Genomic DNA, 19573 nt, shown 5'->3' on the forward strand with positions numbered 1-19573 from the left:
GAAGCCTGGTGGTCCGCTGTTTCACCCAGGGTCCCCGGCCGGTTTCCGAACCATGACGGCTTGTTTCGGACGTGTGAAGAAAGTCGCACACCTCGGCGCTTCGACGGGGGTGGATCGGCCATTTGGTGCCGGTCTATCCCCCCGTCGGCCCAGCGACCGCCGAAACGGTCGCTCAGCGCAGGGCGTGCTCGAGGGCGTGTCGCTCGTAGTCGAGCAACCGAAGATCCCGCATCGGCCGGCGCAGGTGGCCCTTGTGCACGATCCGGACGAAGGCCGGCTCCCCGGCCGCCGCCATCCGGCGGATGCCCTCGACGTGGTCCACGATCCGCTTGCGGATGGTCCGGATCAGCCGATGGCGGTCGCGCGGAATGAGCCCGTAGGCGTCCGCGAAGAGCCGCAGCCGGCGCGGCCGGTCCGGACGCTTCCAGCCGAGGGTGATGGAGTCCCGGTCGGAGAAGATCGGCACCCACGTCCAGGCCGCGTACGCCACGTCGTAGATCCGGGCACCGGGCGAGGCGAGGTCGAAGTCGATCAGCCCGAGGGTGCCGTCCGGCCGCCAGATCACGTTGTGCGGTGCCGCGTCGTGGTGGCAGATGACCTCGGTGTCCGGTGGCGGCGGGCCGAACGAGCGCCACACCGCCTGCGGTGGCGGCACGAAGCCGTACTGGGCGTCGTGGAACATCCGCAGCATGGTGGCGACAGTGACCAGGGCCTCGTCGGTGACCCAGTGCGGGGCCAGCGGGTACTCCCCGCACTCCCCCTCCAGGTAGGACAGCACCTCCCGGTTGCGCTCGTCCATGCCGAGGGCGCGGGGTGCGCCGGTGAACCCGACGTACTCCAGGTGACGCAGCAGGGCGTGCACCGACGGGGTCCACGGTCCGGCGTTGCGCCGCACCGTGTCACCGACCCGCACCACGGTGCTCACGTTCCCGCCGTGCAGCGGGATCTCCTGCGAGGTCACGTACGGTCTCCCGAGGCGCTGCGACGGGTGGCTCGCGTCGCGCCAGCCCGCGTACGCGCGATCGTCTCTGGTCACCCGAGGTTACGCGGTCTGGCCGGTGGGTTCGGTACCCAGCAACGCGTCGACGAACTGTGCCGGGTCGAACGGTGCCAGGTCGTCGGGGCCCTCGCCGAGGCCGACCAGCTTCACCGGGATGCCGAGCTTGCGCTGCACGGCGATGACGATGCCGCCCTTGGCGGTGCCGTCGAGCTTGGTCAGCACCACACCGGTGACGTTCACCACCTCGGTGAAGACGCGCGCCTGCTCCAACCCGTTCTGGCCGGTGGTGGCGTCGAGCACCAGCAGTGTCTCGTCGATCGGGCCGTGCTTCTCCACCACCCGCTTGACCTTGCCCAACTCGTCCATCAGGCCGATCTTGTTCTGCAGGCGGCCGGCGGTGTCGACGAGGACCGTGTCCACGCCGGTCTCGATACCCCGCTTGACCGCGTCGAAGGCGACGCTGGCCGGGTCGGCGCCCTCCGGACCGCGGACTGTCTCGGCCCCGACCCGTCCGGCCCAGGTCTGCAACTGGTCGGCGGCGGCGGCCCGGAAGGTGTCGGCGGCGCCGAGCAGCACACTGCGGCCGTCGGCGATGAGCACTCGGGCGATCTTGCCGCAGGTGGTGGTCTTGCCCGCGCCGTTGACCCCGACCACGAGCAGCACCGCCGGGACGCCCTCCTTCGGTGCGGTGTGCAGCGACCGGTCCAGCCCCGGGTCGAGCGCGGTGACCAGCTCGGTGGCGAGCAGGGTGCGCAGCTCGGCGACCGAACGGGTACCCAGCACCCGGGTGCGCTCCCGCAGCCGGTCGACGATGTCCCGGGTGGCGTCGACACCGACGTCGGCGGTGATCAGGCTGTCCTCGATCTCCTCCCAGACGTCCTCGTCGAGCCGGTCCCGGCTGAGCAGACCGAGCAGGCCCTTGCCGAACACGTTCTGCGACCGCGACAGCCGCGACCGTAGCCGCACCAGCCGACCGGCGGTCGGCTCGGGCACCTCGACGGTCGGTGCCGGCGCCTCGACCGGCGGCTCGACCAGGACACCTGTGGACAGGTCAGCCTCCGGCGCCTGCACCGGCGGGCCGGCGAGGTCCTCCTCCGCCCGGGTGTCGACCTCCGTACGCGGCAGCGGCGGCTGCGGCCGTCGGCGCAGCCGCGGCACGACCAGCCCGATGCCGCCGAGGATCAGCAGACCGAGCAGGGCGAGAGCGATGAGGAGGTATTCCGTCATGCCGGAATCCTGTCAGATGCCGGCGATCACGTCTCAGCCACCGCTCCCGCCGGGCTCGGCGATCACCCGGCGCCCGACCGCCCCCGGCGTCCGCCCAGGATGCGGCGGTAGTCTCGGCCACAGTTGGCAGTGGTGCGCCGCCGGCCGGGTAGTAAAGGATGAAGCTTTCTCGTCTGGAGGTCCACATGCCCGCCGAGCTGCTCATCGGCCCCCTGCTGCGCCGGGTCGTCGGCACTCGGGCCACCGTCTGGGTGGAGACCACGACGCCGGCCGTGGTCACCGTCCGCACGGCCGGCGGCGCCACCGGCACCGCCCCCACCTTCAGCGCGTACGACCACCACTACGCGCTCGTCGTGATCGACGGGCTGACCCCGGACAGCGCCACGACGTACGAGGTGCTGATCGACGACGAGGTGGTCTGGCCGCTGCCGGACAGCCGCTTCCCGCCCAGTCTCATCCGCACCCGGGCCACCGACGACCGGGACCAGCCGGTCCGCCTGCTCTTCGGTTCCTGTCGGGAGACCACCCAGCACGCGACCACCCGCAAGTTGCCGCCGGACGCGCTCGACGCGTACGCCCGGCGGGTGATGGCCGACCCGGACCCGGCCGCCCTGCCCGACCTGCTGCTGCTGCTCGGTGACCAGGTCTACGCCGACGAGACCTCGCCGACCGTCAAGCGGCTGCTGCGCCGTCGGCGGCGGCGTCCGCAGGGCGCACCGAAGGACCAGGTGGTCAGCTTCGACGAGTACACCAAGCTCTACCTCGAGTCGTGGCGCGACCCGGAGATCCGCTGGCTCCTCTCCACCGTGCCGAGCGTGATGATCTTCGACGATCACGAGATCATCGACGACTGGAACACCTCGGCCTCCTGGCGGGCCGACATGCGCGAACAGTCGTGGTGGGCCGAGCGGATCGTCAGCGGGCTGGCCTCCTACTGGGTCTACCAGCACCTGGGCAACCTCTCGCCGGACGAGATCGCCGCCGATCCGGTCTTCGCCAAGGTGAGCGCGGCGGAGGACGCCACCGGTGTGTTGCGGGAGTTCGGTGCGCGCGTCGACACCGAGGCCGACCTGGCCCACGACACCGAGCGCTGGCGGGCCGTGCAGTACCAGTGGAGCTACGCGCTCGACCTGGGGCGCACCCGCCTGGTGATGCTGGACAACCGGTGCAGCCGGGTGCTGCAACCGGGTCGGCGGGCGATGCTGCCGCCCGGCGAATGGTCGTGGTTCGTCGACCGCGCCCACGGCGGCTACGACCACCTGGTGGTCGGCTCCTCACTGCCCTGGCTGCTGCCGCCCGGCATCCACCACGTCGAGACGTGGAACGAGAAGCTGGCCGACTCGCCCCGGCGGTGGGTCGCCGGGCTGGGCGAGCGGCTGCGCCGCGCGCTGGACCTGGAGCACTGGGCGGCGTTCCGCCGCTCGTTCGACGCGCTGGCGGAGCTGTTCGCCCGGATCGGCGCCGGCACACCTGGCACGCCCGACGACCGCAAGGGCGCCGGGCCGGCGTACCCGCCACCGGCGTCGATAAGCGTGCTCTCCGGCGACGTGCACCACTCGTACGTGGCGCGGGTCAGGTTCGCCGACCCCGGTGTACGCACACCGGTGCACCAGCTCACCTGCTCGCCGATCCACAACCAGGTGCCGGCCGGGATGCGCCCGCTGATGCGGCTGGGGTGGGCGCGCGGCCCGGCCGGAGCGGCCCGGGCCCTGGCCCGCACGGCGGGGGTCCGCCGCCCGCTGGTCAAGTGGCGCAGGCTGGCCGGGCCCTACTTCGGCAACGCGGTGGCGACGCTCACCCACGCCGGCCGCGGGGCCGAGGTGATCATCGAGGGCACCACCGGCGACGGTCACCTGCACGTGGTGGCCCGGCAGCGGCTCGCCGACGGCCGCTGAGCGCACCGCAAACCTGTCGCGGGTTGTCGTCATCCGGGCCAGAATCCCGGGATGACCTGGACAGCACCGGCGGTCGACCGGACCCCTGAGCCCTACGTCGGCGACGAGCGCACCATGCTGGAGGGCTGGCTGGATTATCACCGGCAGACCCTCCTGCTCAAGTGCGCCGGCCTCACCGCCGAGCAACTGCGCACGGCCAGCGTGGCACCGTCGGGCCTCACCCTGCTCGGGCTGGTGCGGCATCTGGCCGAGGTGGAGGCCTGGTGGTTCCGGGAGAACTTCGCCGGTGAGCAGGTCGACTACCCGTACTACACGGACGACGATCCGGACGCCGACCACGACGTCAGCGCCGCCGACGCCGAGGCGGACTTCGCCACCTACCACCGGGAGGTGGCGCGGGCCCGCGCCGCCGTCGTCGGGCGGTCGCTCGACGAGACGTTCACCGAGGTCGGCCCGAAGCGACGGACGTTCAACCTGCGCTGGGTCTACGTCCACATGATCGAGGAGTACGCCCGGCACCACGGGCACGCAGACCTGATCCGCGAACGCATCGACGGCGTCGTCGGGGTGTGACGGAGAGCGTGGCTGGTTGGCGCGGGTTGCGGCATGTCGCGGTCACCCGTCGGCGGGACACCGCCACGTGCCGCGACCCGGGCGCGGAAAGTGAGCGACCGAGGTCGGAGCCGGATCAGGCGGCCAGCGCGGCCCGCAGATAGCGCAGGTCGGCCGGGCCGTTCCAGCGGTACGCGGACAGCCCGGCCGCCCGGGCGCCACTTATCGCCCGATCCTCGTCGTCGACGAAGAGCACCCGGGCCGGCGGCGTGTCCAGCGCCGCACAGGCGGCCTGGAAGTACTCGGGTGCCGGCTTGTGCACCCCGATGACCGAGGAGTTGACCACCACGTCCAGCTCGCCGATCAGGTCGAGCGCGGCCAGGTCGGCGTCGAGCAGGTCGGTGGCGTTCGTGCCGAGCCCGACCCGGATGCCGGCGGATCTCGCCTCGCGGACGAACGCGAGCACCTCCGGGTCGACCTCACCGCGATAGCGCTGCCACTGGGCCACCGCCGCCCGCGCCCGCCCGGCGTCACCGACCGACGGGGTGAGCGCGTCGGCCACGCTCGTCATCCAGTCGGCGTGGCTGACCTGGCCGGTGAGCACCGGTTGCAGCCGCCCCCACTGCATGGCGATCTCGCCGAGCACACCGGCGGAGAGGCCGTACTCCCGCTCGACGGCGGCGGCGACCGCCGGATCCCAGCGCCGCAGCACACCGTCGAAGTCCACCAGGAGCGCCGTCGCGCGTTCCCGAGCCACTACCCGTTCTCCTCGCCGCGGCCCTGCCGCTCGTCATCCCCGTCGGCCCGGTTGAGCCGTTGACTGATCACCTGGGTGACCCCGCCGCGCATCGTCACACCGTAGAGCGCGTCGGCGATCTCCATGGTCCGCTTCTGGTGCGTGATGACCATCAGCTGGCTCTTCTCCCGTAGCTGCGCCAGCAGGGTGATCAGCCGGCCCAGGTTCACGTCGTCGAGGGCCGCCTCCACCTCGTCCATGATGTAGAACGGGCTCGGCCGGGCCCGGAAGATCGCCACCAGCATCGCGACCGCGGTCAGCGACCGCTCGCCGCCGGAGAGCAGCGACAGTCGTTTGATCTTCTTGCCCGGCGGGCGGGCCTCGACCTCGACGCCGGTGGTCAGCAGGTCGTCCGGGTCGGTGAGGATCAACCGGCCCTCGCCACCGGGGAACAACACGGTGAAGACCTGCTCGAACTCTCGCGCGGTGTCGGCGAAGGCGCTGGCGAAGACCTCGAGGATCCGGTCGTCGACGTCCTTGACCACGGTGAGCAGGTCCCGTCGGGTCGCCTTGAGGTCCTCCAACTGCTCGGAGAGGAACTTGTACCGCTCCTCCAGCGCCGCGAACTCCTCGAGGGCGAGTGGGTTGACCTTGCCCAGCAGGGCCAGTTCCCGTTCCGCCTTGGCGGCCCGCTTCTCCTGCACCGGGCGTTCGTAGCGGACCGGTTCGGGAACCGGCAGCTCATCCCGCTCGGCGGCGGCCACCTCGGCCTCGGTGGGCGGCACCAGCTGACTCGGGCCGTACTCGGCGACCAGGGTCTCCACCGTCAGGCCGAAGTCCTCGGCGGCCTTGGCCTCCAACTGCTCGATGCGCAGCCGTTGCTCGGCGCGGGCGACCTCGTCCCGGTGCACCTGGCTGGTCAGCCGTTCCAGTTCCGCACCGAACCGTTTCGCGGCGGCCCGCACCTCCTGCAGCTCCGCCTCGCGGGTGGCCCGTTCCCGCGCCACCGCGTCGCGGTGCTCCTCGGCCCGGGCGATGCTGCTGGTCAGCTGGGTCAACGCCGTCCGCGCGCCACCGGCCACCGCGCGGGCGATGGCGGCGCCCCGGGTCCGCGCCGCGCGTCGGGCCGCCGCCCGCTCCCGGGCCGCCCGTTCGGCACCGGCCTGCCGGCGCAGCGAATCGGCCCGCCCGGCGATGGAGGCGACCCGCTCCTCGGCGGTACGCACCGCGAGTCGGACCTCCATCTCGTTCTGCCGGGCCTGCGGCACCATGGCGGCGAACTGGTCGCGTTCCTCGGTGGAGGGTTCCGCGTCGATCGGGGTCGCCTCCGCCAACCGCAGCCGCTCCTCCAGCTCGGCCAGGGTGGTCAGATCCCGCTCTCGGGCCGCCTCGGCGCGCGCTCGGGACTCGCCGAGGCGATCGGTCTCCGCCTTCGCCGACCGCGCGGCGGCACCCAGCTCGGCCAGCCGTCGTGCCGCGGCGTTGCGGTGGCTCTCGGCCTCCCGTTTGGCCGCTGCGGCGTGCTGCACCGCCTCCTTGGCGGTGGCCACCTCGGCGCGTGCCTCGACCAGCTGTTCGCGCAGATCGGCGCTGGTCCGCTCGGCCGCCAGCCGACTGGCCCGGGCCTCCTCGACGGCCGCCTGGACCTCGATGTAGCTGGGCGCCTTGGCCGACCCGCCGGCCGCCGCGTACGCGCCGACGACGTCACCCTCCCGGGTGACCGCCCGTAGTTCGGGATTGCCGGTGACCACCTCGGCGGCGGCCGACAGGTCCGCCACCAGCACCACGTCCCGCAGTGCCCGGTGCACCGCGGGCCGGATCTGGTCGTCGCAGTCGACCAGGTCGGGTGCCCAGTGGGCGCCGTCGGGCAGTTTCGGGCGCAACGCGTCGGCCGAACCGGACATCCCCGGCCCGGCGGGGCTGCCGACGAGCAGCCCGGCACGTCCGGCGTCGGAGATCTTCAGTAGGCGCATCGCCTCGACGGCCTCGTCGACGCCGGTCACCGCGACCGCGTCGGCCAGCCCACCGAGCGCCGCGGCGAGCGCCGCCTCGTGGCCCGGCGCCACCGAGAGCAGCCCGGCGAGGCCGCCCAGCAGACCGGGCACCTGGTCGGCGCGGGCCAAGAGGGCGCCGGCACCGTCCTTGCGGCGCAGGCCGAGGGCGAGCGCCTCCTCCCGCGCCTTCCAGGTCGCGGCGTCCTTCTCCGCTGCCCGCTCCGCGTCCGACAGCGACCGGACCGTGGCCTGTGCCTGCTCCTGGGCGGCGACGGCCTCCGCGTGCCGGGCGTCCAGGTCGGCGTTGTCGCGGTCGGCCTCGGTGGACTGCTCGGCGACCGCGTCCAGCTCGGCCTGGGCCCGCTCGGCGCGGGCCATCGCGTCGGTGTGCGCGGCGGCGAGCCGCTCGATCTCCTCGCCGGCGCTGGTGGTGCGCGCCCGGGCGGAGTTCACCTGTCCGGTCAGCCGGGCCAGGCCCTCCCGCCGGTCGGCGATCGCCTTCGCCGCAGCGACGAGTTCCCGCTCGGCGGCGGCGAGCTGCCGCTCCAACTCCTGGCGGTGCTCGACCGCCTCGGCGAGCCGGACCTGGTCGTCGGTGAGCGCCGCGCGCAGTTCCTCCTCCTGCTCGCGGACCCGCTCGGCCTCGGCCTCCAGCTGTTCCGGGTCCCGCCCCGGGCGCTCGTCGTCCGGCGTGGCGGTCAGATGCCGCAGTCGTTCGACGGCGAGCTGCTCGATCGAGCGGAACCGTTCCTGCAAGGCGGAGAGCTTGTACCAGGTGTCCTGGGCGGCGGCCAGCAGCGGGGCGTCGGAGGCCAACGCCTCCTCCAGTTCGCCCAGGCGGGACTGCACCTCGGCGTGCTCGGCCTCGACCTGCTCGCGTCGCTGCCGGAGCGCGGTCTCGTCCGCGATCTCCTTGTCCAGCGTGGTCCGCAGGGTGGCCAGGTCATCGGCGAGCAACCGCAGCCGGGCGTCGCGCAGGTTGGCCTGGATGACGGCGGCCCGGCGGGCCACCTCGGCCTGCCGGCCGAGAGGTTTGAGCTGTCGGCGCAGTTCGGCGGTGAGGTCGGTGAGCCGGTTCAGGTTGGTCTGCATCGCGTCGAGCTTGCGCAGCGCCTTTTCCTTGCGCTTGCGGTGCTTGAGGACGCCGGCCGCCTCCTCGATGAACGCCCGCCGGTCCTCCGGCTTGGCGTGCAGCATCCCGTCGAGCCGGCCCTGCCCGACGATGATGTGCATCTCGCGGCCGATGCCGGAGTCGGACAGCAGTTCCTGGATGTCGAGCAGCCGGCACGAGTCGCCGTTGATCTCGTATTCGCTCTCGCCGGAGCGGAACATCCGGCGAGTGATGGAGACCTCGGTGTACTCGATCGGCAGGGCACCGTCGGTGTTGTCGATGGTGAGGGTCACCTCGGCCCGGCCCAGCGGGGCCCGCCCGGCGGTACCGGCGAAGATGACGTCCTCCATCTTGCCGCCGCGCAACGCCTTGGCGCCCTGCTCGCCGAGTACCCAGGCGATGGCGTCGACGACGTTGGACTTGCCCGAGCCGTTCGGGCCCACCACGCAGGTGATGCCCGGTTCCAGCTTGAGCGTCGTCGCGGAGGCGAAGGACTTGAAGCCCTTCACCGTCAGGCTCTTGAGATACACCTTCTCGATCCTCGTCCGGTGGCCGCCGTACCGTCGCCCGGCTGCGCGGACCCTGGTAAACCCGCAGACTAACCCGGGACCGGGTGGAGCACGCCACGCGACCCGCCTGCCCGGCCGTCGGACACCGGCCGGACCCGACTGCACACCCCGTGGCCGGGGGCGATCGAGCACGCACAGAGCTGCGCGCCGGCACAGGGTGTCGGCGCGCTAGGTGCGGTGGTGCTATTCAGTTGTGGCGACCGGTTGCGGCGGTCGCTCTCGTGCGACCAGGTGAGTTCGGCCGCTTGCGCGGCGACCAGGTGGATCAGGTCAGCGCGGGCTCGGCCAGACGGAGCAGATCGTCCGCCTCCGCCGCAGCCGCCGCGAGCCGATCGTTCTCGGCGCGCAGCCGCGTGACCTCGAACTCCAGTGACTGAACCCTGGCACGCAGTCGGGTGACCTCGTCGAGCAGGCGCCGGTCGGGCGCCGCACCTACGTGGCCGTAGAGGGCCTTCGCCATTTTTACTCCTTGATGTGCGCTGCCGGAGAGGCCGGCCAACGCGCGCCCATGTGAACGCGACTACCATTCCCACAATTTCTGGGCATGACCGGGCGCGACTGGCGACAACACCATATTGAGCCGACAGCCCCTGCTTCGTCAAGTTCTCGCAGGCCGTAGATCATCTAGGCGTCGGCCACACCCCTCGCGGGAGGCTGCCACCAGGCGCGGACACGCTCTGTCCGGACACCCCGACTCTACGCTGCGGAATCATCGAACACCTCACCCAGACGTACCGGCTCCTCTTAACTCTTCCTTAGCCAGATTGCCGCTGCTCAGACACAACACGTAGCGTCACCCCGGCCCGTAACTGACCCGTGGAGGCGACAGGCGTGCACGGCTGGAATGATCCGATCGACCCGGAGCGCATCCCGTGGCGAGCGGAACCGCCGACCGACGATCCGGCCTGGTTGACCGACCGGCCGGCGCCACGGTCGTCCTACCTGTTCGGCGACGATCCGGTGGAGCCGTCCGACGGGTGGTACCGCGACCAGCCGACCGAGCAGTGGCGGTCCGACGCTGCCGAGCACCCGGTGACGGAGGCGTACCGGCAGGCGGAGCAGCCGTACCCGACAACGGAGCAGGACTGGTACGACGCCTCCGGCGCGCCGCACCAGCAGACCGGGCGGCACCACCGCGACGACGAGCCCACCGCCACCGACTGGCCCGCGCACCACGCCGCGCCGCAGGAGAGCGCGTACGCCTACGATGATCGGCCCGACTGGTACACCGATCAGGCCGTTGGGTACACCGACCGGGCCGGCGCGTACGCCGAACCGGTCGTAAGCCCGCACTACGGCCCGCCGCAGACCGGGCACCGGGAACTGGCCGGTGTCGACGAGCCGGCGCTGGAGCCGACCGCCGCGACCCGTCGGTCCCGCCGACTGCCGCGCCCCTGGTGATGGGAGGTGCCGCCGCGGCCGCCACGCTCGTGGTGAGCATCGGCGTCGCCGCCCTCGCGCTACCCGGTGACGACGCCCCGACCAACACGACGGCGGGCCAGGAACCGGTCGCCAGCGCCCCCGCCGCGCCGGAGGAGGATCCGGCGCTCACGCTCGACCTGCCCGAGAGCACCAGCCCGAGCGCCAGTCCCAGCCCCAGCGCCTCACCGAGCACCGCCACGGCAGCACCGTCACCGAGCCGGACCAGCCGGCCCAGGCCCGCGCCCTCGCGGAGCACGGCCCCTCCCGGCTCGGCACCGACCGCCAGGGCAGTCCGAGCCGGGCCGCCTCGACCAGCCCGTCGCCCTCCGACGGCGTCACCGCCGAGGCGGCCGAGGTGGTCAAGCTGGTCAACGCCGAACGGGCGAAGGCCGGCTGCGGCGCGCTGAGCATCGACGACAAGTTGATGACCGCGGCCCAGCGGCACAGCCAGGACCAGGCCGACCACCAGAACATGTCGCACACCGGCAGCGACGGTAGCGATCCCGGCGACCGGATCGACCGGGTCGACTACGCCTGGCGTACCTATGGCGAGAACGTCGCGTGGAACCAGCGGACGCCCGCGGCGGTCATGGACGCCTGGATGAACAGCGACGGACACCGTGCCAACATCCTCAACTGCGCCTTCACCGAGATCGGCGTCGGCGTGGCGCGCAGCAACGGCCCGTACTGGACGCAGGTCTTCGCCGCACCGCGCTGAGTCGGCCGCGAATCCTTGTCGGGTCCGTGCTCGTTTGACCGGGTGGGTACGCCGGGACCCGGCGTACCGGGCTCGGGCGGCCCGACGCCGCCCCGCGACCTGCGGAGCTGGCGATGCGGTTCGGCCTGGGCGGGCGACCGGCCCGGTGGGTGCACCGCCGGGCGCTGCCGGCCGGCCTGACGTTCACACTGCTCCTCACGGCTGCCGCCTGCCGGCCTGACCTCACCCCGCCCGGGGCACCGACCAGTTGGCCGACCACCTCGGCGCGGCACTGGCAGTGGCAGTGGCAGCTGGACGGGGTGCTCGATCCGGACGTCGAGGCGGACGTTTTCGTCCTCGACCCGGTCGACACCACCGCCGCGCAGACCAGCGAGCTACGTTCCCGGGACCGTCGGCTGGTTTGCCAGGTGCACATCGGTTCGGTGCACCCGACCGACCCCGACGCCAGCCGCTACCCGGCTCGCGTCCGCGGCGCGACGACGGCGCGGACCGGGCGCGTCTGGCTCGACGTACGCCGGTGGGACGTCCTGCGGCCGGTGCTGGCCGACCGGTTCCGGCTCTGTCGTGGAAAGGGTTTCGGCGCGGTGGTGTTCGCCGACGCCGACGGCTACGACAAGCGCTCCGGCTTCGCGCTGGAGTTCGACGACCAGTTGACGTTCAACCGTGAGGTCGCCGCGCTGGCCCGCTCGCTGGACCTCTCCCCCGGGCTGCTCAACAATCTGCCGCAGGTCGCCGCGCTGGCACCGGACTTCGACTTCGCCGTCAACGAGGAGTGCGTACGGCTGGACCGGTGCGACAAGTTGCTGCCCTTCGCCGACGCCGGCAAACCGGTGTTCCACGTCGAGTACACCGGTGCCACCATCGACTTCTGTGTCACAAGCGTCGGCTACGGCTTCGCCTCGATCCGTAAGAACCGCTCCCTGGACGCCTGGCGCCTCCCCTGCCCGGCCCCCTGACCACACGTCCGGCCCCGGCAGAGGGCGAGGTCAGCGGCGCGAGCGGGGGCGCGGTTGGCAGCGGGGGCAGCTGTACGACGAGCGGTTCATGAAGGCCTCGCGGCGGATCGGTGCGCCGCAGCGACGGCAGGGCTGCCCCTCGCGCCCGTACGCGTTCAACGATCGGTCGAAGTAGCCACTCTCGCCGTTGACGTTCACGTAGAGGGCGTCGAAGCTGGTGCCACCCGCGGTGATCGCCTCACCGAGGACGTCCCGCACGTGCGCGAGCAGCCGGTGGGCGGCCGGGCCGGTGAGCGCGTCGGTGGACCGGGTGCCGTGCAGCCCGGCCCGCCACAGCGCCTCGTCGGCGTAGATGTTGCCCACCCCGGAGATCAGGCTCTGGTCGAGCAGCGCCCGCTTGACCTCGGTACGCCGCCGACGCAGCGCGGCCACGAACTCCGCGTCGGAGAACTCCGGATCAAGCGGATCGCGGGCGATGTGGGCGATCTCCGCCGGCAGCGTGCCGCCGCCCTCGCTCACCGCCAGCCCGCCGAACGTGCGCTGGTCGACGAAGCGCAGCTCGGGGCCGCCGTCGTCGAAACGGAACCGGACCCGCAGGTGCGTCTCGTCGGGCGCCTCCGCCGGTTGCAGCAGCAGTTGCCCGGACATCCCGAGATGCCCGACGACGGCGTCCCCGCTGTCCAGCGGCAGCCAGAGATACTTCCCGCGTCGACGGACGTCGAGTACCTTCCGGCCGGCCAGCACGTCGGCGAAGTGCGCGCCGCCGGGCACGTGGCGACGGACCGCCCGGGGGTGGCGTACCTCCACCGAGTGGATCCGACGGCCGGTGACCCAGCGGGACAGGCCCTGCCGGACGGTCTCCACCTCCGGCAGCTCAGGCATGGTGCGCCTGGGCCTCGACCTCGTCGACCAGCTCCCGCTGGCCGTCCACCGTCCCGTTGACCTGGCCGTCGACCGAGCCGTCGGCGGCCGTCCCGGCCTGGTCAGCGGTCTTCTCCACCTGCTCGGCGGCTTTCTCCGCCTGCTCGGTGAGGGTCCGCCACGCCGACTCCGCCGCCCGCTGCTCGGCTTCCTTCTTGCTCCGCCCGTCGGCACCGCCGTACCGGTTGCCGGCCACCACCACCCACGCGGTGAAGGTCTTCAGGTGGTCCGGCCCGGTCCCCTCGATCCGGTACTCCGGAACGCCGAGGCCGAGTGCGGCGGTGAGTTCCTGGAGGCTCGTCTTCCAGTCCAGCGCGGCACCCCGGCCGGCGGACTCGGCCATCAGCGGGTCGAACAACCGGTGGATGACGATGGCGGCGGTGTCCAGGCCGTACTGGAGGTAGATCGCGCCGAGCAGCGCTTCGAGGGTGTCGGCGAGGATGCTGGCCTTGTCCCGACCGCCGGTGGTCTCCTCGCCCTTGCCGAGCAGCAGGTAGGGGCCGAGCCCGTCCGGGCCCAGGCCGCGCGCCACGTCGGCGAGCGCACGCATGTTGACCACGCTGGCGCGCAGCTTCGCCAGTTGGCCCTCCGGCAGGTCCGGATGGTTCTCGAAGAGCGCAGTCGTGATCACCACACCCAGCACCGAGTCGCCGAGGAACTCCAGCCGCTCGTTTGTGGGCAGGCCGCCGTTCTCGTACGCGTACGAACGGTGGGTCAGCGCGCGTTCCAGTAGCTCCGGGTCCAGCGAGACGCCGAAGGCGGCCTCCAGGTGGCCGATCTCGGGTCGCCGGCGCTTGTCGTTGCTCATGATGTGCGTACCTCGGTGTCGGTCGTGCGATCGGTGCGGTCCCCGCCGAGCAGCGCGGCGACCCGCTCGGTGGCGTCGCGCCGCCAGAGGTGGGCGGCCAGGGCGATGCCGGAGGCGATGTCGTCGGCGCGGGCGGCGCCGTGGCAGACGACGACGGTGCCGGCCACACCGAGCAGCGCGGCGGCCCGGGGCGCGCCGCCGCCGGGCGGGTTCCCGCCGGCCATGGCGTACGCGCCTTCGATGGCTTTGAGCAGCACGTTACCGGTGAATCCGTCGGTGACCACCACGTCGGCGCTGGTGCCGAGGCAGACGTCGTAGCCCTCGACGAGCCCGACGTAGCGGGCATCACCGGGCAGCGCCGCCGCGCCGAGCATGGGGTCGGTGAGCCGGCGAGCCCGGTCACCCTTGCCGGCTTCGGTGCCCACGGAGAGCAGCCCCACCCGGGGCGCGGTGATGCCGTAGGCGACCGAGGCGTAGGCGGCACCGAGGGCGGCGTTGCGGGCGAGGGTCGCCGGGCTCGGCTCCAACGAACCACCCACGTCGAGCAGGACGACGGTGCCGGAGACGGCGGGCAGCGCGGCGGCGAGGGCGGGGCGCCGCACATCGGGCCAGCGACCGAGGACGAGGGCGGCGGCGGTGACGGTCGCACCGGTGGACCCCGCGGAGACCAACGCGTCGGCGTAACCGGCACGAACGGCCGCCACGGCCGCCCGGACGGTGGTGTCGGCACGCGCCGCGCTGGGGTCGTCGGCCATGTCGACCACGGAGTGGGTCGGTCGGACCGTGATCCGGTCCCGTTGCGCCGGGTCCAGGGCGTCGATCAACGCGCCGGCGACCCGGGTCGGCCCGACGAGAAGCAGGTGCAGGTCCGGGTCGTCGCGCACCGCCCGCAGAGCGCCGTCCACCACGACGGCGGGAGCGTCGTCCCCGCCGAGGAGGTCAACGGCGATCCGTGCGACGCCCGACTCCGTCTCGACGCCGACCGGCCTGGGCCGGCCGGCGTCGGCCGGAGTTGCGGACGACCGCCGGGGGGTGTGCGTCACCCGACCTGTGGTCGGGGACGTCACGCGCCGTCCGGGTCAGACCTCAAGGACCTGGCGGCCGTTGTAGGTGCCGCAGACCGAGCAGGCGGCGTGCGGCAGCTTCGCGGACTTGCACTGCGGGCAGGCGACGGTCGCGACCGCCGCGGCCTTCCAGTTCGCCCGGCGGGACCGGGTGTTGCTGCGCGACATCTTGCGCTTGGGGACGGCCACGGTTCTTACTCCTCTGTACGGGTCAGTTGCGACAGGCCCGCCCAACGCGGGTCGATCTGCTGGTGGCTGTGATCGGCCGGCAGATCGTCCCGGTGCACCCCGCATTCGGGGCACAGACCTGGGCAGTCCTGACGGCAGAGCGGGTTGTTCGGCAGCGCGAGCACCACCGCGTCCCGCAACGCCGGTTCCAGGTCGATCAGGTCTCCCTGCATTCGACCGACCTCGTCTTCCTCGGTGGTGGCGTCCGTGGTGCTGTTCTCGTACGCGTACAGCTCCTGGATCGTCACCGTCACCGATTCGTTGATCTCGCGCAGGCAGCGGCCGCACTCGCCCCGGATCGGACCGCTGACGGTCCCCGAGACGAGCACACCCTCGGACACCGACTCCATCCGCAGATCGAGGTCGAGGTCCGCGCCCTCCGGCACGCCGATCAACTCCACGCCGAGGTCCGACGGTGCCGGGACCACCCGTTCGACGGTACGCAGAGCACCAGGTCGGCGTGGCAGCTCCCTCGTGTCGAGGACCAGCGGCGACCTGGGGTCGAGTGAAGTGGGTGAGTTCTTGGGCATAGTCAGACTCCGGCCGGTGAGAGGCCGACAAACGAGGTTACCTGGACGGACGCCCCAGCGTCGAACCGGGGTGACCAGCCGCAGCAGCGGTCGGTCCCGGCGGTGGCGGGCAGTCCGGTCGGCGGCGGACGATCCGTTCGGCGGCAGCGGTGCGAGATCAGAAGGGCAGCGGTCGCTCCGCCTCGTCCCCGGCGAAGGTGCCGATCTCCCGCAGCGCGTGCATCTTGTCCCGGCCGCGCTCTATCGACGCCAGCGCCCGGGTGAGGAACTGTTCGAAGTTGGCCAGCGCGGTGTCGACGTAGTCGTCGACCTCCTCGCGCAGCCGCTGCGCCTCCGCCCGCGCCTCGGCGATGATCCGGGCACCCTCGTGCTCGGCGGAGACGGTGATCTCGTTCACCGAGACCAGGCGGGCGTGTTCCGCCTCACCCTCGCTGATGATGCGGTCGGCCTCCCGCTTGCCGGCCTCCATGATCTTGTCCCGCTCCTCCAGCAGGGCAGCGGCGCGGCGCAGGTCGGCCGGAAGCCCTTCGCGCAGTTCGTCGAGGGCCCCGATCATCTCACTCCGGTCGACCATGCAGTTGTTGCGCGACATCGGCACGGAGCGCGCCTGCTCCACGATGTTGATCAGTTCGTCGATGCGGTCGAGCGGGTCCACCGGTACCTCACTCCTGTCATTCGTCGGGCCGACCTACATCATGCGGGCTGCGGCCGGTTTCCCGCTTCACCCAATGATGTCGTCCCGTACCAACCCCGCACCGACCCCTCCCCGGGCGTGTCGCACCACCCCACCTCGCGATCTCGCCCGTTCCGTCCCGGCAAACCGCGGTAGAAGCGGCACAGCGGCGACCAGAACGGCACGATCGAGAGCTGGTCAGGGTGGTGGGGGGACCAGGCGGGCCTTGAGGGCGTCGCGGACCACGTCGGGGACGTGGGGGGTGACGTCGCCGCCCCACTTGGCCACGTCCTTCACCAGGCTCGACGAGAGGAAGGAGTAGAGCGGGTTGGTCGGCATGAACAGCGTCTCGACCCCGGCGAGACCGATGTTCATCTGCGCCATCTGCAACTCGTAGTCGAAGTCGCTGACCGCCCGCAATCCCTTGATCAGCACGGTCGCCCGCTGCGCCCGGCAGAAGTCCACGAGCAGGCCCCGGAAGGACGCCACCCGCACGTTGCCGTAGGAGGCGGTCACCTCACGGAGCATCTCGATCCGCTCCTCGACGGTGAACAGGCCGCTCTTCGACTGGTTGACCAGTACGCCGACGATCACCTCGTCGAACAGCCGGCTGGCCCGGCCGATGATGTCGAGGTGACCGTTGGTGACCGGGTCGAACGATCCGGGACACACCGCACGTCTCATGATCGGCGACCGTACCAAAGGGTGGTCTCGCCGTACCGGCGACTGCGCTGGCCAGTGATGCCTTCCACCCACTCGACCGGTGCGCCACGGCTGGACCGCTCCACCACCACCACCGCCTCCGGCGCCAGCCATCCGCCGTCGACCAGAGCGGCGAGCATCGTGCGGACGCTGTCGTCCGGCAGCGCGTACGGCGGATCGGCGAAGACGACGTCGTACGGCTCGCCCGCCACGGCGGCGGCCAGGACGGTGGCGACCTTGCCGGCGACCAGCCGGGCCGAGGCGCCGACCCGCAGCGCCGTCAGGTTCTCCCGGATCACCCGGGCGGCGCGCGGGTCGGACTCGACAAGCAGTACGTGCCCAGCGCCCCGCGACAGCGCCTCCAGGCCGACCGCGCCCGAGCCGGCGTAGAGGTCGGCGAAGCGGGCACCGTCGAGGTCCATCTCGGCCTCGACCGCACTGAACAACGCCTCACGTACCCGGTCGGAGGTGGGTCGGGTGCCGGCACCGGGCGGGGCGGCGATCCGCCGACCGCCGAGGCTGCCCGCGACGATGCGGGTCATCGCTCGCTCCTGCTCACCTTCGTGACGCTACGCGAGACCAGAATCGGAGCGGGCGGCCCCCGCTTGATCACCGTGGGTGGATCAATGATCTCACATTCATAACATCTCACTTAAGCTTCCCTGAGGGCTGTTTCGTTTCTCACGATCTCGCTAGGGTCTGCCCGGTGCCGGCGTCATGGCCGCCGGTCATCGGCACGGGAGGCACCCTCTCAGGCGCGGCACGTGCCGCCAGCGCCGTCCGTCCCGCCCGCGCCGACCCTGACGCTTCTTTACCCCGGGAGTACGCGTGATCCGACCCAAGCTGTCGCTCCGGCGGCCGCTGGCTGTCCTGGCAGCCGCCCTCATCGGCCTGACCGGAGCGGCGGCGGTGGCCACCCCCGCCGCCGCACACCACACCACCATCACCGCCACCGTCGTCTGCGACCAGCTCAGCGGTGAGCGGGTGATCACGTGGACGGTGGCCAACAGCGAGCGCAGGACTGCCGCCACGGTCAAGAAGGTGACCGCCGAGCCGTCGACTCCGGTCCAGGTACTCGTGCCGGGTGCCGACCCTGTCGACCTGCAGGGCGTGGCGATCCCCCGGAACGGCTCGGTCCAGGCCGTACAGCGCGTTCCGGGCGACACCGCCAGCGCCAAGCTCATCGTCGAGGGCCGCTGGGACAACCGGCGGGAGAGGACCAACGAGGGCACCATCAACCTCGCCGCCGACGGTGCGTGCACGCCGGCGCCGAAGTGCGTCGACGCCAGCGAGGCGAAGTACAGCCACACCTTCGACGGCCCGAAGGGCACGGCGACGGTCAAGCTGGAGGGCGACCTGCCGCTGTGCGGCGAGGAGAAGCAGTACTTCACCCTGGTGTCGTACTTCGCCCCGCGCCCGCAGTTCGCCACCCCGCAGTACGTCTACGGCGAGCCGGACAGCGACTTCCTCGGCGCCGGCCAGAACGAGATCGAGCTGAACGTCGGTGTCCCGGACTGCCACACCCAGGTCGACCTGATCTGGGGCGGCGTCGACGAGGTCATCGACCCGCTGGTCGAGGACGGCCCGCGCTACGGCTCGAAGAAGCTGGGCGAGAAGGGTGCTCCCGGCAACCGCTCGTCGGGCCCGCAGGGCTGGTACAACGGCGGCAGCAAGAACTGCACCACCCCGGCGTCCACCTTCGCCTCCGCCTGCGACGGCAGCGTCACCGTCTCGCTGAGCAACGACGGTTCGATCTCGAAGTACCCGGTCGAGTTCGAGGTCCGGGGCGAGAACGGCTGGTCCAAGACCGTCACCGTCGCGCCGGGCAAGGCCGACAACGAGACCGTGGTGCCCGCCGAGAACGCCGGCAAGATCGAGGTGCTGGTCGACGGCGAGGTCATCGAGAACGGCACGTACTCCTGGGAGCGTCCCGAGGACTGCCCGCTGCCGACGGTGACCACCGACGCGGACTGCGAGACCTTCGGGCTGACCGCGTCGAACCCGGAGGGCGGCATGCCGGTCAAGGTGGAGTTCACCTACGGCGACAAGACCGAGACCCGTACCGTCGCCCCGGGCTCGTCGGAGAAGGTCACCTTCCCGGCCGGTGACGAGGAGGCGGCGCTGGTCGTCCTGCCGGAGCTGGGCCTGGAGCTTGAGGTCGTCTACGCGCCTGAGGGCTGCGGTGGCGGTGGCGGCGGCGAGGAGCCGCCGGGCCTGCCGGTGACCGGCGCGGCGGCCGGCGGCATCGCCGCGGGCGCGATCGCCCTGCTGGCGCTGGGCGCGGTCCTGTTCGTGATGGCGCGGCGGCGGCGGATCCACTTCACCGCCTGAGCCGAGCCGGCCAACTGAATTGATCTGAACCGCCCCGGTCGCCCATATGGGCACCGGGGCGGTTCACGTTTCAGCGCAGGTCCTCCGACCGGCCGACCTGTCGAAGCCTGAGGGCGCTGCCGACCGGCGCACGACC

General features: G+C 72.0%; 18 protein-coding genes and 1 pseudogene. 6 read left to right on the forward strand and 13 right to left on the reverse strand.

Annotated elements, in window-relative coordinates; genetic code table 11:
* Positions 1 to 172: 172 nt before the first annotated feature.
* Positions 173 to 1036: an aminoglycoside phosphotransferase family protein gene (locus ENC19_RS03880; RefSeq protein WP_216592600.1), complete on the reverse strand. Its 864-nt coding sequence runs from the start codon at positions 1034 to 1036 to the stop codon at positions 173 to 175.
* Positions 1037 to 1042: 6 nt separating this feature from the next.
* Positions 1043 to 2227, reverse strand: coding sequence for a signal recognition particle-docking protein FtsY (gene ftsY / locus ENC19_RS03885; RefSeq protein WP_164445718.1), 1185 nt, complete (start codon positions 2225 to 2227; stop codon positions 1043 to 1045).
* Between the two features lie 185 nt (positions 2228 to 2412).
* On the opposite strand from ftsY, the gene ENC19_RS03890 reads away from it, so the two are divergent.
* Together ENC19_RS03890 and ENC19_RS03895 are read left to right on the forward strand one after the other, a co-directional pair.
* Positions 2413 to 4122: an alkaline phosphatase D family protein gene (locus ENC19_RS03890; protein WP_164445990.1), complete on the forward strand. Its 1710-nt coding sequence runs from the start codon at positions 2413 to 2415 to the stop codon at positions 4120 to 4122.
* A 51-nt stretch (positions 4123 to 4173) separates the two neighbouring features.
* Positions 4174 to 4695 carry a DinB family protein gene (locus ENC19_RS03895; RefSeq protein ID WP_164445719.1) on the forward strand — a complete coding sequence of 174 codons (522 nt, stop codon included), beginning with the start codon at positions 4174 to 4176 and terminating at the stop codon, positions 4693 to 4695.
* 115 nt (positions 4696 to 4810) lie between these two features.
* Here the strand turns inward: ENC19_RS03895 and ENC19_RS03900 are convergent, their stop codons facing one another.
* The 3 genes from ENC19_RS03900 to ENC19_RS03910 form a co-directional block, all read right to left on the reverse strand.
* Positions 4811 to 5431 carry an HAD-IA family hydrolase gene (locus ENC19_RS03900; RefSeq protein ID WP_164445720.1) on the reverse strand — a complete coding sequence of 207 codons (621 nt, stop codon included), beginning with the start codon at positions 5429 to 5431 and terminating at the stop codon, positions 4811 to 4813.
* A complete protein-coding gene (smc, locus tag ENC19_RS03905; RefSeq protein WP_164445721.1) occupies positions 5431 to 9045 on the reverse strand; it encodes a chromosome segregation protein SMC in 3615 nt (1204 codons plus the stop codon). The genes ENC19_RS03900 and smc overlap by 1 nt, the downstream gene beginning before the upstream one ends.
* 304 nt (positions 9046 to 9349) lie before the next feature.
* Positions 9350 to 9544 carry a hypothetical protein gene (locus ENC19_RS03910; protein ID WP_093401709.1) on the reverse strand — a complete coding sequence of 65 codons (195 nt, stop codon included), beginning with the start codon at positions 9542 to 9544 and terminating at the stop codon, positions 9350 to 9352.
* Between the two features lie 371 nt (positions 9545 to 9915).
* Between ENC19_RS03910 and ENC19_RS31660 the strand changes: the two genes are divergently transcribed.
* From ENC19_RS31660 to ENC19_RS03925, 3 genes and pseudogenes are all read left to right on the forward strand, one after another.
* Entirely contained in the window at positions 9916 to 10485 is a 570-nt protein-coding gene (locus tag ENC19_RS31660; RefSeq protein WP_164445119.1) for a hypothetical protein, read from the forward strand.
* Positions 10482 to 11224: pseudogene (locus ENC19_RS31665) on the forward strand (CAP domain-containing protein); the annotation flags it as partial. The gene ENC19_RS31660 and the pseudogene ENC19_RS31665, both read left to right, overlap by 4 nt.
* Before the next feature lie 113 nt (positions 11225 to 11337).
* Positions 11338 to 12180, forward strand: coding sequence for an endo alpha-1,4 polygalactosaminidase (locus ENC19_RS03925; RefSeq protein ID WP_164445722.1), 843 nt, complete (start codon positions 11338 to 11340; stop codon positions 12178 to 12180).
* A gap of 30 nt (positions 12181 to 12210) precedes the next feature.
* Here ENC19_RS03925 and mutM read toward each other — a convergent pair whose 3' ends face one another.
* From mutM to rsmD, 8 genes are all read right to left on the reverse strand, one after another.
* Positions 12211 to 13062: a bifunctional DNA-formamidopyrimidine glycosylase/DNA-(apurinic or apyrimidinic site) lyase gene (gene mutM, locus ENC19_RS03930; protein ID WP_164445723.1), complete on the reverse strand. Its 852-nt coding sequence runs from the start codon at positions 13060 to 13062 to the stop codon at positions 12211 to 12213.
* Positions 13055 to 13909, reverse strand: a complete 855-nt coding sequence (gene rnc, locus ENC19_RS03935) for a ribonuclease III (RefSeq protein WP_164445724.1) — start codon at positions 13907 to 13909, stop codon at positions 13055 to 13057. The genes mutM and rnc overlap by 8 nt, the downstream gene beginning before the upstream one ends.
* Entirely contained in the window at positions 13906 to 14859 is a 954-nt protein-coding gene (locus ENC19_RS03940; RefSeq protein WP_281604583.1) for a phosphate acyltransferase PlsX, read from the reverse strand. Before ENC19_RS03940 ends, rnc begins: the two co-directional genes overlap by 4 nt.
* A 129-nt stretch (positions 14860 to 14988) precedes the next feature.
* Entirely contained in the window at positions 14989 to 15162 is a 174-nt protein-coding gene (gene rpmF, locus ENC19_RS03945) for a 50S ribosomal protein L32 (RefSeq protein WP_091435485.1), read from the reverse strand.
* A 5-nt stretch (positions 15163 to 15167) separates the two neighbouring features.
* Complete coding sequence (locus ENC19_RS03950) at positions 15168 to 15731, reverse strand: YceD family protein (RefSeq protein WP_164445726.1); 564 nt, start codon at positions 15729 to 15731, stop codon at positions 15168 to 15170.
* Positions 15732 to 15888: 157 nt separating this feature from the next.
* Positions 15889 to 16386: an ATP synthase subunit B family protein gene (locus tag ENC19_RS03955; protein WP_164445727.1), complete on the reverse strand. Its 498-nt coding sequence runs from the start codon at positions 16384 to 16386 to the stop codon at positions 15889 to 15891.
* 216 nt (positions 16387 to 16602) lie between these two features.
* Entirely contained in the window at positions 16603 to 17088 is a 486-nt protein-coding gene (gene coaD, locus ENC19_RS03960) for a pantetheine-phosphate adenylyltransferase (RefSeq protein WP_164445728.1), read from the reverse strand.
* On the reverse strand, positions 17085 to 17648 hold the full coding sequence (gene rsmD, locus ENC19_RS03965) for a 16S rRNA (guanine(966)-N(2))-methyltransferase RsmD (protein WP_164445729.1): 564 nt from the start codon (positions 17646 to 17648) through the stop codon (positions 17085 to 17087). The genes coaD and rsmD overlap by 4 nt, the downstream gene beginning before the upstream one ends.
* Positions 17649 to 17934: 286 nt before the next feature.
* On the opposite strand from rsmD, the gene ENC19_RS03970 reads away from it, so the two are divergent.
* Positions 17935 to 19437, forward strand: a complete 1503-nt coding sequence (locus ENC19_RS03970; RefSeq protein ID WP_164445730.1) for a cell wall anchor protein — start codon at positions 17935 to 17937, stop codon at positions 19435 to 19437.
* Positions 19438 to 19573 lie beyond the last annotated feature (136 nt).

Source organism: Verrucosispora sioxanthis (assembly GCF_010560025.1).
GTDB lineage: Bacteria > Actinomycetota > Actinomycetes > Mycobacteriales > Micromonosporaceae > Micromonospora > Micromonospora palythoicola.

Bases quoted from the DNA above. Each gene is read 5' to 3' on its own strand.
- ftsY (WP_164445718.1), bottom strand. From the start codon at position 2,227: ATGACGGAATACCTCCTCATCGCTCTCGCCCTGCTCGGTCTGCTGATC.
- ENC19_RS03890 (WP_164445990.1), top strand. From the start codon at position 2,413: ATGCCCGCCGAGCTGCTCATCGGCCCCCTGCTGCGCCGGGTCGTCGGC.
- ENC19_RS03895 (WP_164445719.1), top strand. From the start codon at position 4,174: ATGACCTGGACAGCACCGGCGGTCGACCGGACCCCTGAGCCCTACGTC.
- ENC19_RS03910 (WP_093401709.1), bottom strand. From the start codon at position 9,544: ATGGCGAAGGCCCTCTACGGCCACGTAGGTGCGGCGCCCGACCGGCGC.
- ENC19_RS03925 (WP_164445722.1), top strand. From the start codon at position 11,338: ATGCGGTTCGGCCTGGGCGGGCGACCGGCCCGGTGGGTGCACCGCCGG.
- mutM (WP_164445723.1), bottom strand. From the start codon at position 13,062: ATGCCTGAGCTGCCGGAGGTGGAGACCGTCCGGCAGGGCCTGTCCCGC.
- rnc (WP_164445724.1), bottom strand. From the start codon at position 13,909: ATGAGCAACGACAAGCGCCGGCGACCCGAGATCGGCCACCTGGAGGCC.
- ENC19_RS03950 (WP_164445726.1), bottom strand. From the start codon at position 15,731: ATGCCCAAGAACTCACCCACTTCACTCGACCCCAGGTCGCCGCTGGTC.
- coaD (WP_164445728.1), bottom strand. From the start codon at position 17,088: ATGAGACGTGCGGTGTGTCCCGGATCGTTCGACCCGGTCACCAACGGT.
- rsmD (WP_164445729.1), bottom strand. From the start codon at position 17,648: ATGACCCGCATCGTCGCGGGCAGCCTCGGCGGTCGGCGGATCGCCGCC.